Genomic DNA, 13,487 nt, shown 5'->3' with positions numbered 1-13,487 from the left:
GGTGGCACGGTACCCCGCGCGGGCTCGGGCCGAGGCCCTCGGTCAGGCCACCGTCCGAAGGCGGCCGCCGAACCACCGGCCCACCCCGTCCGCCAGCGCGGTCAGCTCCGCCGTGTCGGGACGCGGCGCGGCCGACGCCCACGCGACATAGCAGTCCGGGCGCAGGAGCAAGGCGGTCGCCGGGACGCCCGAAGGCTGCGGGCGGGCCGTGACGACGTCGAGCCGGCCGGCCCAGTCACCTGTCCAGCGAGCCGTTGCCGCCGCCACGGACGCTCCGTCGGTGAGGTCCAGCAGCAGCGGCCGCGCGGTGCGGGTCAGCTCCACCAGCCGGACGGAGCCGCGCCCGTCCACGTCCAGCAGCATGTCGGGTGCCCACCGCCCGACCAGCGGGTGCGTGGCCGCGGCCCCCATGTCGTAGCGGATGTCGGCGCCCGACATCAGGCCCGCGATGTGTGCGACGGTCTGCGGGTCGGCGAGAAGCTCGGTGAACAGCTCCCGCAGGGCGGTGACCTCGCTGCCCGGCGCGATGAGCGCGGACTGCGCCTGGGTGTGCATGAGGACCCGGCGGCTGGCCGGCCGCCGCTCCGCCTCGTACGTGTCGAGGAGTCCGGCCGGGGCGTCCCCACCGACCTCCGCGGCGAGCTTCCAGCCGAGGTTGACCGCGTCCTGCAGGCCTAGGTTCAGGCCCGGCCCGCCGATCGCCGAGTGCACGTGGGCGGCGTCGCCGACCAGCAGCACCCGGCCGTCCCGGAACCGGTCGGCCACGCGGCTGTTGCCGCCCTCCAGACGGCGCAGCACGTGCGGTCCCTCGTCGTCAGGCGGGCCGAGCGGCACCTCGGCCCCGAGGACCCGCCGGACGCTCTCCCGCATCTCGCCCAGGGTCATCGGGCGGTCGCTGCCGAGTCGGTCGAACTCGACGGTGGTGACCATGGGCGTGCGGCCGGGGAACGGGGCGAACACGAAGAGGCCGCTGTCGGTGCGGTGGTGCATGAACGGCGGGATGGTTCCGTGGCCCGGCACGTCCAGCGCACCGGTGGCCGGGTCGACCCATTCGGCCGGCACGGTGGCATGCGCGGTCCGCGAGACCGTCTGGTCGGTCGTGACGCCGGGGAAGCCGATGCCTGCGAGCTTGCGCGTCGGGCTGTGCCCGCCGTCGGCGCCGACCAGGTATCGAGCGCGAAGCTCGTACGAGCCGTCCGGGCCGGTGACGCCGACCGTGACGGCGTCGCCGTCCTGGTTCAGCCCGGTGAGCTCGTGGCCCCACCGGATCTCGACGCCCAACTCGTTCGCGCGCTCCACGAGCACCTCGACGACGCGAGCCTGCGGGACGGGCAGGGTGTACAGCGGGTTGCCGGCCAGCACGGTCAGGTCGAGCCTCATGGCCCCGAAGGGGAACTGCGAGGTCGGCTGCGGCGGATGGGTCGAGCCGCTGAGCCGCTCGTAGAGGCCGCGGCGGTCGAGCATCCGCACCACCTGGCCGACCAGGCCGTTCGCGCGGGGCTCGGTGCCCGGCGCGGGCAGTCGTTCGAGCACAACCGGACGGACGCCGGCCAGGCCCAGCTCGCAGGCGAGCATGAGCCCGTTCGGGCCGGCCCCGGCGATGACGACGTCGGTGGGCAGGTCAGCGGGCATGACGGATCTCCTCGTGGGACGGGCATGGCGGACCGGCCCGGGAGCGGGTCGCCCGGGGTGCTGAGCATTTGGTGTGGGTTCTGCGGTCAGGGAATGGGCAGGCCGGATTCGAGCCGCTGCAGCACCTCGCGCAGCAGCGCGGCGAGTGAGGTCGGTGGGTCGGTCCGCATCCACTGGTCGGTCGCCACCGTGAGGGCGGCGCCGACCGCCGCGGCGACGAGCTGCGGACCGATCTCGTTCGGTCCGGTAGCGGTGCGTTCGGCGATCGCCTCGGCCAGCGCGGCCTGCGCGGCGGCGTTCGCCTTCTGCAGCTCACCCTGCAGCGCGGGGTCGCTGACCATGAGGCGTACCCCGGCGATCCATTGTTGGTCGGGCTCGGTGCTGGTGCCCCGTTCGCCTGCCCCGTCGAGGTCGACGGCGAAGCGGGCCAGAACCGCGGCGGTGATGGCTGTCCAGAGCGGCTCGTCGGCCGGCCGCGCGCGCAGTTCCTCGGCGATCAGCATGGCGCGGTCGGCGTGCCGGGCGGCGATCGCCTCGGCCTTGCTCGAGAAGTAGTTGCGGAAGGTGCGCAGCGACACCCCGGCCGACTCGGCGATGTCCTCCACACGCACGCCGTCCACGCCGTGCTCGACGGCCAGCCGGATGGCCGCCCAGCTCAGCGCGATGCGGGTGGCGCGCTTCTTGCGCTCGCGCAGCCCGTCGGTGCCCCTGGTCACACCACCAGCGTACGCCGATATTTGCCTGTCCGGCAACTTTGCCTTTCTGGCAAAACTCTCAGGGTTGCCGGAGCAGGAGGAGCGACCGGGGCGGCAGGGTGATCGTCGTGCCCCCCGGGACCGCCCGGTCGCTCACCGGCACACCGCCGGGTCTCGTGCTGTCCAGCTCCGGTGTGTACGGGCCGCCTGCCGGCAGTGTGGCCGGGATCGCGTCCCCGCCTGCGTGCAGGAGCAGCAGCCACTCGCCGCGCAGCAGGCCCAGGCTGTGCAGGTTGCCGTCGTGCCAGTCGTGGCCGCCCAGCCGCCGCCCCGACGGGTGCCACCACAGCACCTCGCCGTCGCGGTAGAACCGGTCCCGGTGAAGGGCGGGCGAGCTGCGCCGGATCTCCGTGACCCGCCCGACGAACGCGGTGAGCGAGGCAGCAGCGGTGTCGTCCGGCCACGCCACCCACGACGTGGGGTCGTCGAGGCAGTAGGCGTTGTTGTTGCCGCCCTGGGTGCGCCACAGCTCGTCGCCGCCGAGCAGCATCGGCGTGCCGGTGGACAGCAGGAGCGTGCCGAGCATCGCCCTGGCCGCGGCGAGCCTGCGCTCGGCGATCACCGGTGAGGTCGTCTCACCCTCGACCCCGAAGTTCTGCGAGCGGTTGTCGTCGGTGCCGTCGCGGTTGCGCTCACCGTTGGCCTCGTTGTGCTTGCGCTCGTAGGAGACGAGGTCGCGCAGCGTGAATCCGTCGTGCGCGGTGACGAAGTTGACCGACGCCCACGGCCTGCGGCCGGACAGCTTGTAGAGGTCGGAGCTGCCGGTCAGCCGGGAGGCGACCTCGCCGATGCTGCCGTGGCCGCGCCAGAAGTCGCGGACGGCATCGCGGTACCGGCCGTTCCACTCCGACCAGGCGACGCCGAACCCGCCGACGCGGTAGCCCTCGCCGGTGGCATCCCACGGCTCGGCGATGAGCTTGGTGCGCGACAGCACAGGATCGACCGCGATGGCCGTGAGCAGCGGGGCGTTCGGGTCGAACGTGCCGGACCGCGGCCTGCCCAGCACGCTCGCGAGGTCGATGCGGAAGCCGTCCACGCCGTAGGACGTGACCCAGTGCCGCATCGCGTCGCACACCAGCCGGATCACCGTGGGTGACCCGGAGTCGAGGGTGTTGCCGGTGCCGGTGATGTCGGCGTCGTGGCCGTTACCGCCGAGCGAGTAGTACGCCGGGGCGTCGAGACCGCGGTAGGAGAGCGTGGTGCCACCGACGCCACCCTCGGCGGTGTGGTTCGGCACGAAGTCGAGGATCACCTCGATGCCGGCCGCGTGCAGGGCCGCGACCATCGTGCGGAACTCCTCGACCTCCGCGCCGGGCACACTCGCGTAGCCCGCGTGCGGGGCGAGGAAGCCCAGCGTGGCGTAGCCCCAGTAGTTGGTGCGCCCGCCTTCCACCAGCGGCGGTTCGTCCGCGATCGCGCACACCGGCATCAGCTCCACCGCGGTGACGCCGAGCCGGCACAGGTGCTGGACGACGGCTGGGTGCGCGAGCCCGAGGTAGGTGCCGCGGTGCAGGGGCGGCACGTCGGGGTGCTGCTTCGTGTAACCCCGGACGTGCAGCTCGGCGATCACCGTCTCCGACCACGGCACATCCGGGCGGATGAGCGGCGCCACCGGGTCGGGCCCGGTGACCACCGAGAGGGGCACGTGGCCGAGCGAGTCGATCGTGTTGAGGGTGCCCGTCATCGGGTCGTCGACCCAGCCGCGGGCCGCTTGCAGGTTCGTGATCCGGCCGGTGATCCTCCGGGCATACGGGTCGACGAGGATCTTCGCCGGGTTGGCACGCACCCCGTCCAACGGTCGGTACGGGCCGTGCACGCGGTACCCGTAGCGCTGCCCGGGCCGCACCCCGTCGACGTACCCGTGCCAGACGCCGAAGGTGCGCTCCGTGAGTGCCACGCGCCGCTCCGACAGGGCCCCGTCCGGACCGTCCACCAGGCACACTTCGATCGCGTCCGCGCTGGTGGATGCCACAGCGAAGCGGGCCCCGGCGTCATCGGCGTGGGCACCCAGTGGGAAGACCAGCACGATCGGCGAGGATAGAGCCCGTGGCAGCGCCCGAATCACACTCTGAGTCCTTCCTCACCGCGCGTAGCCGACCTGATCAGGCCGATCTTTCCGATCTGGTCGTCCGGATGGACCGCGTGTCGGTACGTCGTGGCAAGACGACACTTGTGCACGACGTGGACTGGGCCGTCGAGCTGGACGAACGGTGGGTCGTCCTCGGCCCCAACGGGGCGGGCAAGACCACGCTGCTACGGATGGCTGCCGCGGAGCTGCACCCGACCGCCGGCTCCGTGCACGTGCTCGGCGAGCGACTGGGCCGGGTCAACGTGTTCGAGCTGCGCACGCGGATCGGGCTCACGTCGGCGAACCTGGGCATGCGGGTGCCGAACGACGAGACGGTGCGCGACGTGGTCGTGAGCGCGGGGTACGGGGTGCTCGGCCGGTGGCGGGAGCGCTACGACTCGACCGACACCGACCGCGCCGACCACCTGCTCGACGCGCTGGGCGTCTCGGGGCTCGCGGCGCGCGAGTACGGCACGTTGTCGGAGGGCGAGCGGAAGCGCACCCTCATCGCGCGGGCCCTGATGACCGACCCCGAGCTGCTCCTGCTCGACGAACCCGCCGCCGGGCTCGACCTGGGCGGCCGTGAGGACCTCGTCGGGCGGCTCACTGCGCTGGCCGCCGACCCGGACGCCCCCGCGTCGGTGCTCGTCACCCACCACGTCGAGGAGATCCCGGTCGGCTACAGCCACGGCCTGCTGCTGCGCGAGGGCAGGGTGGTGGCCGCCGGGCTGCTGGAAGACGTGCTGACCGAGGGGAACCTGAGCGCGACCTTCGGCATCCCCCTGGGCGTCCAACGCCGGCGTGGCCGCTACACGGCGTGGCTCAAGTAGGCCCCCTCGCAAGGTTCAGGAAAGGCTCGTTCAGGTCCCGAGCGTTCCTGATGCGATGAATGTGGCTTTGCGGAACCCGGGCTGGAGGCGCTGCTTGATCTAGGGTCGTCTCGTGACTGAGTTCGTGAGGCTCGAGGTCGACGGCGGTGTCGGTACCATCCGGCTGGGTCGGCCACCGATGAACGCTTTCAACCGGCAGGTGCAGGAGGAGCTCAAGGCCTGCGCGGAGGAGGCGGCCCGGCGCGCCGACGTGCGTGCGGTCGTCGTGTACGGCGGGGAGAAGGTGTTCGCCGCCGGCGCCGACATCAAGGAGATGGTCGGGCTGTCCTACGCCGACATGGCGCCCGTCGCGCGCAGGCTCTCGGCGTGCTTCGGCGCGCTGTCGGAGGTGCCGAAGCCGACGGTCGCAGCGATCACCGGCTACGCCCTGGGCGGCGGCATGGAGGTGGCGCTCGGCTGTGACCGCCGGGTGTGCGGCGACAACGCCAAACTCGGTCAGCCCGAGATCCTGCTCGGGATCATCCCCGGCGGCGGCGGTACCCAGCGCATGGCGCGGCTGATCGGCCCGTCGCGGGCGAAGGACCTGATCTTCACCGGCCGGATGGTCACCGCCGCCGAGGCACTGGCGATCGGGCTGGTGGACGAGGTCGTCCCGGCCGACGACGTCTACGCCACGGCGCGGCGCTGGGCCGAGCAGTTCGTCGACGGCCCCGCGGTGGCGCTCGCCGCGGCCAAGAAGGCCATCGACGGCGGCCTCGACGTCGACCTCCGCACCGGGCTCGACATCGAGGCCGACCTGTTCGCCGCGCTCTTCGCCACCGACGACCGGCGGACCGGGATGGAGTCGTTCGTGGCGAACGGGCCGGGCAAGGCGCAGTTCTCCGGCCGCTAGCCTCCCTACCCATGAGTACGGACCCGGCGCCCAACCCGCACGCCACCGCCGAGCAGGTCGAGGCGGCGCGGCACGACCGCAAGCTTGCCAACGTGCTCTACCACGACTGGGAGGCGGGCAGCTACGACGACAAGTGGTCCATCTCCTACGACGAGCGCTGCATCAGCTACGCCGCCGACCGCTTCCGCCACGCGGCGGGCGAGGCCGGGTGGCCGTACGGGCGGGCGCTGGAGCTGGGCTGCGGCACCGGGTTCTTCCTGCTCAACCTCATGCAGGCCGGGGTGGCCGAGCGCGGGTCGGTGACGGACCTGTCGCCCGGCATGGTGCGGGCCGCGCTGCGCAACGCCGAGCGCCTCGGCCTGGACGTCGACGGGCGGGTCGCCGACGCCGAGCGCATCCCGTACGAGGACGCCACGTTCGACCTCGTCGTCGGGCATGCGGTGCTGCACCACATCCCGGACGTCGAGCTGGCGCTGCGCGAGGTGCTGCGGGTGCTCAGGCCCGGCGGGCGGTTCGTGTTCGCGGGCGAGCCGACGAAGATCGGCGACTTCTATGCCCGCCGCCTCGGCGCGCTGACGTGGAAGGCGGCCACAACCATCACGCGGCTGCCCCCGCTCCAGGGCTGGCGGCGGCCGCAGGAGGAGCTGGACGAGTCGTCGCGGGCCGCGGCGCTGGAGGCGGTCGTCGACGTCCACGTCTTCGACCCGGCCGCGCTCGAGGACACCGCGCGGCGGGCCGGGGCGCTCGACGCGCGGGTCGTCACCGAGGAGTTCACGGCCGCGATGCTGGGTTGGCCGGTGCGGACGTTCGAGGCGGCGGTGCCGCCGGGGAAGCTCGGGATGGGCTGGGCGATGTTCGCCTACCGCTCGTGGCAGCGGCTGTCCTGGCTCGACCAGAACGTGCTCTCCCGGGTGGTGCCGCGGGCGTGGTACTACAACGCGCTGGTGACCGGGACGAGGGCTCGGTAGTACTACCGATCTCGACGGCGCTCCCGTCGGCGAGGATGCCCCTGTGACCACATCGGCCACCGACGTCGAGCGCCCGCTCGAACCCCTCTGGCGCGGGCTGCTCGTCTACCGCGTTCTGACGCTCGTGAGCGCGGCGGCCGTCGCGCTGGCCGCCCTCGACGAGTACGCCGCACCCGCGGGCGTGGTCGCGGGGCTCGTGGTGATGGCGGTGTGGACCGCGCTGACCGGCTACGCCTACGTCGTGGGCCTGCCCGGTGAGCGGGACCTGAAGGGGCGCGTCGCGATCGTCGACCTCGGGGTCACGGTCGCGCTGATGGCCACCACCCCGCTGGTGCAGACGCCCGCGCAGCTGGCGGGGGACGCGCCGGTGATGGGCTCGATCTGGACGCCGGGTGCGGTGCTCGCGTGCGCCCTCGCCTACGGCGTCCGTGGCGGGCTGGCCGGGGCGGTCGCCGTATCGACTGCGCTTGTGCTGTTCCAGGCCGACTGGCGCGCCGAGGTCGCCGACATCCAGCTGCTGGTGCTCGCCGGGCTGACGATCGGCTACGCCGCCACCGTGCTGCGTCACTCCGCCGAGCGGCTGCGCCGCGCGATCGCGTCGGAGGCGGCGATGGCGGAGCGGGAACGGCTCGCGCGTGCCGTGCACGACGGGGTGCTGCAGGTGCTCGGGTTCGTGCGGCGGCGCGGGGCGGAGGTGGGCGGGCCTGCCGGGGAGCTGGGTTCGCTCGCCGGGGAGCAGGAGATCGCGCTACGCACCCTGCTGACCACCGGCCCGGCCCCGGTCGACGGCAACGGGCACCGCGACCTCGCCGCCGCGCTGCGGATGCTCGGCACGGCGAGGACCACCGTCTCGACTCCGGCGCACCCCGTGGAGCTGACCGCCCACGCCGTCGACGAGCTGGTGGCGGTGGTCGGGGCGGCGCTGGCGAACGTGGCCGTGCACGTGGGCCCGGACGCGTGCGCCTGGGTGCTGCTGGAGGATCTGGGCGACGGCGTGGAGATCAGCGTGCGCGACGAGGGCCCCGGCATTCCCGACGGGCGGCTCGCGGCGGCTGTGGCGGAGGGGCGGCTCGGGGTGGAGCGGTCGATGCGCGGGCGGGTGCTCGACCTGGGCGGCACGCTCGCCTGCGATACCGGCCTGGGCCGGGGGACGGAGTGGATCGTGCGCGTGCCGCGGGTGGGGGCGAGGTGAGCGACGTGATCACGGTGATGGTCGTCGACGACCACCCGATCTGGCGGGAGGGGGTGGCCCGCGATCTCACCGAGCGGGGGCTGCAGGTCGTCGCCACCGCTCCGGACGCCGACGCCGCGGTGCGGATAGCCCGCGCGGTGCGGCCGCAGGTTGTGCTGATGGACCTGAACCTCGGCTCCGGATCGGGTGTGCAGGCCATCGAGGGCATCCTCGCCGTGCTGCCCGAGACCCGGGTGCTCGTGCTCTCGGCCAGTGGCGAGCACGCCGACGTCCTGGACGCGGTGAAGGCCGGTGCGACGGGCTACCTCGTGAAGTCTGCGAGCGTCGAAGAGCTGCTCGCCGCGGTGCAGCGCACCGCAGACGGATTCCCGGTGTTCACCCCCGGCCTCGCCGGCCTGGTGCTGGGCGAGTACCGGCGCCTGGCCGGCACGCCGGACGGCCCTGACTCTGCCGCGCCCGCGCTCACGGACCGGGAGACGGAGGTGCTCCGGCTGGTCGCGAAAGGACTCACGGCCCGGCAGATCGGGGAGCGGCTGACGGTCTCGCACCGCACGGTCGAGTCGCACGTGCAGAACACGCTACGGAAACTGCAGCTCCACAACCGCGCGCAGCTCATCCGTTACGCCATCGAGCGAGGCCTGGCCGACGACTGAGTCACTGTCGGTGATCAGTCATGCGCCGAACGGGTGGACGATTCGGAAAAGCGTCCGCAGGGCGTCCCTCCTTGGGAGGATCCCGCGCATGATCACCCGGCATCGGGGCCGGCTGGAGCAGCGGGGGAGCGCGCAGCCGGGGAGGGCGATGAACGAGCACGCGAACGCAGCGCCGGTCACCGCGGTGCTCGTCACGGCCGCTACGGCCGCAGGCGCGGCGCCGCACACGGCGGTGGCGCTGGCCCGCGCCGGCGTCGAGCTGCTCGGCGTGGTCGCCGCTCCAGGCGCGCTCGGGTTCGTCACCGCGGCGGCGCCCGCGGTCGTCGTGGTGGAGCTGGACGGCTGCCCGGACGGGCTCGCCGCGGTCGCGTCCGTCGTCACGGCGGTGCGCCCCACTCCCGTGCTCACCCTCACCGCCTCGGCCGACCACAACGCCGTGCTCGCCGCGGTGCGGGCCGGCGCCACGAGCCACCTGGTGGCCCCCGCGACCCCCGCTGAGCTGGCCGTCGCGGTGTGGCGCACGGCCCGCGGGGAGGCGGTGTTCAGCCCTGGGCTCGCCGACGTCGTGCTGGAGGCGTTCGGCAGCCGGCCCGACGGACGGGGCAGCGCCCGGCAGCTCACCGACCGGGAGGCCGACGTGCTGCTGCTCGTCGTCGAGGGCCTCACCGCGAGGCAGATCGCGTCGCGGCTCGTGCTCTCCCCGCGCACGGTGGAGAACCACGTGCAGAACGTGCTGCGCAAGCTGCGCCTGCACAGTCGCGCGGCGCTGGTGCGCTACGCGATCGAGCAGGGCCTCGCGTGAGGGGAGGGCCCGGCGGCGGCATCTTCGACGACTTCCCCGGGTTCCGGGTGCCCTCCGACGCGCAGCTCGACGACGCGCTCCGCTCCGCGCTGGTCGTCCTCGACACGAACGTGCTGCTCAATCTGTACCGCTACAACGACAGCACCCGCGACGACCTGCTCGGCGTCGCGGGCGGGCTCGGCGACCGGTTGTGGGTGCCCCACCAGGTCATGCGCGAGTTCTGGCGCAACCGGCTGAGTGTGATCGCGGGCCGGAGCACCGCCGCGGAGCAGGCGGTGGCGGCGCTCGCCGAGCAGCGCAACGCGAGCGTCGAGACGGTCCGGCGCTGGGCCAGATCCACTGTGGTCGCCGCGGCCGAGCGCGAGGGTCTGGTCGAGAGCATCCAGAAGCTGCACGCCGAGCTGGCCGGGGCGCTCCAGGCCCACGCGCCGGCCGAGCTCGACCTCACCCGCGCGGCCATGGACGAGCCCGTGCTCCGCGCCCTGGAGACTCTCCTCGACGGCAGGGTCGGGCGGGCCGACGAGCCGGCCGACTGGGAGGCGGCCGTGGCGGACGGGATCGCCCGGATCGCCCGCCGGCAGCCGCCCGGCTACCGCGACGCCGACAAGGCCGGATCGACCCTGCCTGAGGGACCGACCGGCGACTACCTCGTCTGGCGCCAAGCCGTCGAGGAGGCCCGGTCCCGCGGCACGGACCTGCTCATCGTCACGGCGGACCAGAAGGCCGACTGGTGGTGGCGCTACGGCCCCGACCTGATCGGGCCTCGGGTGGAGCTGGTGGCGGAGTTCGCCGCGGAGGCGGGCGGGCGGCTGTTCATGATGCGGCCCGCCGACCTGCTGCGCCGGGCAGCGGCGCTCGCGGTACAGGTGCGCAGGGAGTCGGTGGCCGACGCGGAACAGGTCGCCGCCACGGCGGCCGGTTCGGTCTGGACGGCCGCGGGTGTCACGGCCCTGTTCGAGCGCCTGGACGCCGAGAGCCCGGAGCAGGCGGCGCTGATCCGCGCGGCTGCGGCGAACGGGGGCCGAGTCGAGCGCGACGAGGTCGACGGGCTCCTCCCGCCCGACGAGACGGCGCTGCGGGCGTTCGCGACGCCGGTGGCCCGCGTCACCCGTGAGTTGCAGGACGCGGGCCTGGTCGCCCCGGACGTGGCACCGGCGCTCGTCGTCGAGCACGCGGGTGTGCCGGTGGTTGCGCTCCGCACGGCGGCGGAGATCGCCACGCTCCTCGCGCCCGAACTTGTCTGACCGTCAGCGGCAGCGGCTCTGCTCGGCGAACGTCTCGGGCGAGAGTCGCGTTCGCGGAACCGGACCTCGCCGTTCCCGATCGCCGCGTCTGTGCCATGGGGGAAGATCTGCGGGACCGGTGTCCGTTAGCCGATTCCTGACCTGTCGGAGCAGGCAGAAGAACCCGGCACGGCGCCGTCGAGGAGCTGCTGTTTGAAACAGTAGGCTTTTCCAGGATCGGTACGTCGGCGACAGTTTCGGCGGGATGGTGCGATGGCAGGCCCGGATCGACGTGACCTCGGTCGAGTGTTCAACGAAGTGCCAGAGCTCTACGACCGGGTCCGACCGAGATACCCCGACGAGCTGTTCGCGGACCTCGTCACCATTACCCGCATGGACGAGAAGGCGTCGGTGCTTGAGGTGGGGTGCGGTACCGGCCAGGCCACGCGCTCGCTGGCAGCGCTCGGGTGCTCAGTGACCGCCGTCGAGCCGGGCGCGGGAATGGTCGCACTCGCTCGCCAACGAACCGCCAACTTCCGCAACGTCGACGTCGAGACGTCGACGTTCGAGGATTGGGACGACCGCGGTCGGCGCTTCGATGTCCTCGTGGCTGCGTCGGCGTGGCACTGGGTCGACCCGTCGATTGGCTGGCAGCGTGCACACGACGTGCTCTATACCGAAGGATGGGTTGCGTTGCTCGGCAACGTTGTTGTCCGTCGGCCTGGCGAGCCGGAAGTATACGCCGAGACCGCCGATCTTCATGAGCGGTTTTTCCCCGAGAACCCCGACTGGGGTCATCCGCCACTCGAGGACGACGTGCGCACAACCGACGAGGGTTGGGGACTGGTCGACGATCCCGGCGGCTTGTTCGGCCCAACGATCGTGCGCTGGTACCCGACCGTTCAGTGGTTCAACGGGGACGGCTTTGCCGATCTCCTTCGAACGACGTCGCTGTACCGGAGGCTCGACCACGACGTCCGTGGGCCCCTGCTCGACGCAATCGCCGAGCGCATCCGCACGCGGATGGACGACCGAGCATCACGTCGCTACCTGAGCGTCCTCCGTCTCGGACAGCGCGCCGAGTGAGCCCAGAGGTGGAGGCGACCCGGACCGAAGACCGCGCCGAAAACCGCTCCCCCACCTCGCCGCGTAAGAGCACACCCCGGAACTCCCTCGGACACCGAGGCCGACGAGTCGCAGAGACAGTACGAGACGAATCGGTCAGAGGCGGCGCAGGCGCTCCAGGATCTCGCCGAGCACGGCGCCGTGGTCGGCGTCCAGCGCGACGTGAACGGGTGCGCTCTCGCCCTGCACCGCCACCGTGGCCCCACGGGCGGGCCCGAGGTCGCAGGCCACCTGGAGCGGCATGGCTGTGGTCTTCAGCGTGCCCGGCACGATCGCCTCCAGCACCGCGACCGCGTCGTGCACGGCCACGGCGTCCCGCCCGTGGCGGGTGCGGTAGGCGGCGCGGTAGTGGGCCATCACCTGCGCCAGCTCCGCGCAGCGCGGGCCGCCGTCGGCCAGCGCGTCCAGCCAGTCGGGGCCTGCCGGGCAGCGCATGGTGAGGTCGAGCGGCACCATCGTCACCGGCACGTCCGCCTGCGTGAGCACGCGGTGCGCGGCCTCCGGGTCGCTGTAGGCGTTGAACTCCGCGATGGTCGTGCTGTTGCCACCGCCGAGCGCGCCACCCATCCAGACGATCCGCTCGATCCGCGGCGCCAGTTCCGGGTGCACGGCGAGCAGCAGTGCGACGTTCGTGAGCGGCCCGATCGGCGCGATCGTCACGGGTTCCACCGACGCCCGCAGCGCCGCCGCCATCAGCTCTACCGCGCCCCGCGGGTCCGGGTCTGCTCCAGGCGCCGGCAGTTCGGCCGCCCGCCCGCCGAGCCCGTCGCCGCCGTGCCACGTCTCCGCGCGTTCCCGCTGCTGGTGCACCAGGGGGCGGGCCGCGCCGACGCCCAGCGGCACGTCGGACCGGTCGCACAGCGCGAGGAGCCGACCGGCGTTCGTGGTGGTCTTGGCGAGCGGGACGTTCCCGAACACGGTGGTGACCGCGAGCAGTTCCACCTCGGGGGACGCCAGCGCGAGCATTATCGCGACGGCGTCGTCGACGCCGGGGTCGGTGTCCACGATCAGCGGGGCCACACGTCGGACGATTGTCGCTCAGGGAGCCGGGCGCAAGGCGCCGTGCGTCACTCGGAGCGTGTGGGCTCGCTCGTGTCGCCGGGGGAGTCGCCAGGAGGGTCGCCGGCCTCGGCTTCGGGTGTGCGGTCGGCGGCCCGGTAGGCCCGCTCGTCGGCGGGTCCGGCCTGCGTCGGGTTGTCGATGCGGCGGGAGACGACGCGGTCCTCCTCGTTCTCCTGGCCGCTCGGTGCGCTCTCGGTCACAGCGACGGCTACCCGGCCGCGGACGGCGCCGAAACGCGGCGGCCGGGGCCGGCGGCGGGCCTGGAAACCCGCCTTTAGGGTCACG

Annotated in this window: 13 protein-coding genes; 8 read left to right on the top strand and 5 right to left on the bottom strand. The window is 73.1% G+C overall.

What is annotated here, in order from left to right; genetic code table 11:
• Positions 1-42 precede the first annotated feature (42 nt).
• The 3 genes from ABD143_RS20695 to glgX all read right to left on the bottom strand — a co-directional run bounded on the left by ABD143_RS20695 (position 43) and on the right by glgX (position 4,413).
• Complete coding sequence (locus ABD143_RS20695) at positions 43-1,632, bottom strand: FAD-dependent monooxygenase (protein ID WP_343980778.1); 1,590 nt, start codon at positions 1,630-1,632, stop codon at positions 43-45.
• Positions 1,633-1,718: 86 nt separating this feature from the next.
• Positions 1,719-2,348, bottom strand: a complete 630-nt coding sequence (locus tag ABD143_RS20690) for a TetR/AcrR family transcriptional regulator (RefSeq protein WP_343980775.1) — start codon at positions 2,346-2,348, stop codon at positions 1,719-1,721.
• Between the two features lie 58 nt (positions 2,349-2,406).
• Positions 2,407-4,413, bottom strand: a complete 2,007-nt coding sequence (gene glgX / locus ABD143_RS20685; RefSeq protein WP_343980772.1) for a glycogen debranching protein GlgX — start codon at positions 4,411-4,413, stop codon at positions 2,407-2,409.
• A 107-nt stretch (positions 4,414-4,520) separates the two neighbouring features.
• Here glgX and ABD143_RS20680 point away from each other — a divergent pair, with 107 nt between their 5' ends.
• The 8 genes from ABD143_RS20680 (at position 4,521) to ABD143_RS20645 (ending at position 12,101) form a co-directional block, all read left to right on the top strand.
• Positions 4,521-5,285: an ABC transporter ATP-binding protein gene (locus ABD143_RS20680; RefSeq protein WP_343980769.1), complete on the top strand. Its 765-nt coding sequence runs from the start codon at positions 4,521-4,523 to the stop codon at positions 5,283-5,285.
• 112 nt (positions 5,286-5,397) lie between these two features.
• A complete protein-coding gene (locus tag ABD143_RS20675) occupies positions 5,398-6,177 on the top strand; it encodes an enoyl-CoA hydratase/isomerase family protein (RefSeq protein WP_343980766.1) in 780 nt (259 codons plus the stop codon).
• A gap of 11 nt (positions 6,178-6,188) precedes the next feature.
• Entirely contained in the window at positions 6,189-7,145 is a 957-nt protein-coding gene (locus tag ABD143_RS20670) for a class I SAM-dependent methyltransferase (RefSeq protein WP_343980763.1), read from the top strand.
• 43 nt (positions 7,146-7,188) lie between these two features.
• A complete protein-coding gene (gene macS / locus ABD143_RS20665) occupies positions 7,189-8,337 on the top strand; it encodes a MacS family sensor histidine kinase (RefSeq protein WP_343980760.1) in 1,149 nt (382 codons plus the stop codon).
• Positions 8,338-8,354: 17 nt separating this feature from the next.
• On the top strand, positions 8,355-8,990 hold the full coding sequence (locus ABD143_RS20660) for a response regulator (RefSeq protein ID WP_343981090.1): 636 nt from the start codon (positions 8,355-8,357) through the stop codon (positions 8,988-8,990).
• Positions 8,991-9,078: 88 nt separating this feature from the next.
• Positions 9,079-9,792: a response regulator transcription factor gene (locus ABD143_RS20655; protein ID WP_343980756.1), complete on the top strand. Its 714-nt coding sequence runs from the start codon at positions 9,079-9,081 to the stop codon at positions 9,790-9,792.
• The gene (locus ABD143_RS20650) at positions 9,789-11,036 is read left to right on the top strand and encodes a PIN-like domain-containing protein (protein ID WP_343980753.1); all 1,248 of its coding nucleotides are present in this window, start codon (positions 9,789-9,791) and stop codon (positions 11,034-11,036) included. Before ABD143_RS20655 ends, ABD143_RS20650 begins: the two co-directional genes overlap by 4 nt.
• 252 nt (positions 11,037-11,288) lie before the next feature.
• Entirely contained in the window at positions 11,289-12,101 is an 813-nt protein-coding gene (locus ABD143_RS20645; RefSeq protein WP_343980750.1) for a class I SAM-dependent methyltransferase, read from the top strand.
• 135 nt (positions 12,102-12,236) lie between these two features.
• Here the strand turns inward: ABD143_RS20645 and ABD143_RS20640 are convergent, their stop codons facing one another.
• Together ABD143_RS20640 and ABD143_RS20635 are read right to left on the bottom strand one after the other, a co-directional pair.
• On the bottom strand, positions 12,237-13,160 hold the full coding sequence (locus ABD143_RS20640) for a nucleoside hydrolase (protein WP_343980747.1): 924 nt from the start codon (positions 13,158-13,160) through the stop codon (positions 12,237-12,239).
• 47 nt (positions 13,161-13,207) lie between these two features.
• The gene (locus tag ABD143_RS20635; RefSeq protein ID WP_343980744.1) at positions 13,208-13,486 is read right to left on the bottom strand and encodes a hypothetical protein; all 279 of its coding nucleotides are present in this window, start codon (positions 13,484-13,486) and stop codon (positions 13,208-13,210) included.
• Between the last annotated feature and the right edge of the window lies 1 nt (position 13,487).

The sequence above is a fragment of the Pseudonocardia aurantiaca genome (assembly GCF_039526725.1).
Taxonomy (GTDB): Bacteria; Actinomycetota; Actinomycetes; order Mycobacteriales; family Pseudonocardiaceae; genus Pseudonocardia; species Pseudonocardia aurantiaca.
The sequence above is the reverse complement of the archived record's forward strand: the minus strand, read 5'-3'. Positions and strand labels throughout refer to the sequence as shown.

Excerpts from the sequence above, each read along its gene's own strand:
- ABD143_RS20695 (WP_343980778.1), bottom strand. The coding sequence starts at position 1,632 with ATGCCCGCTGACCTGCCCACCGACGTCGTCATCGCCGGGGCCGGCCCG.
- ABD143_RS20680 (WP_343980769.1), top strand. The coding sequence starts at position 4,521 with ATGGACCGCGTGTCGGTACGTCGTGGCAAGACGACACTTGTGCACGAC.
- ABD143_RS20670 (WP_343980763.1), top strand. The coding sequence starts at position 6,189 with ATGAGTACGGACCCGGCGCCCAACCCGCACGCCACCGCCGAGCAGGTC.
- ABD143_RS20660 (WP_343981090.1), top strand. The coding sequence starts at position 8,355 with ATGGTCGTCGACGACCACCCGATCTGGCGGGAGGGGGTGGCCCGCGAT.
- ABD143_RS20655 (WP_343980756.1), top strand. The coding sequence starts at position 9,079 with ATGATCACCCGGCATCGGGGCCGGCTGGAGCAGCGGGGGAGCGCGCAG.
- ABD143_RS20645 (WP_343980750.1), top strand. The coding sequence starts at position 11,289 with ATGGCAGGCCCGGATCGACGTGACCTCGGTCGAGTGTTCAACGAAGTG.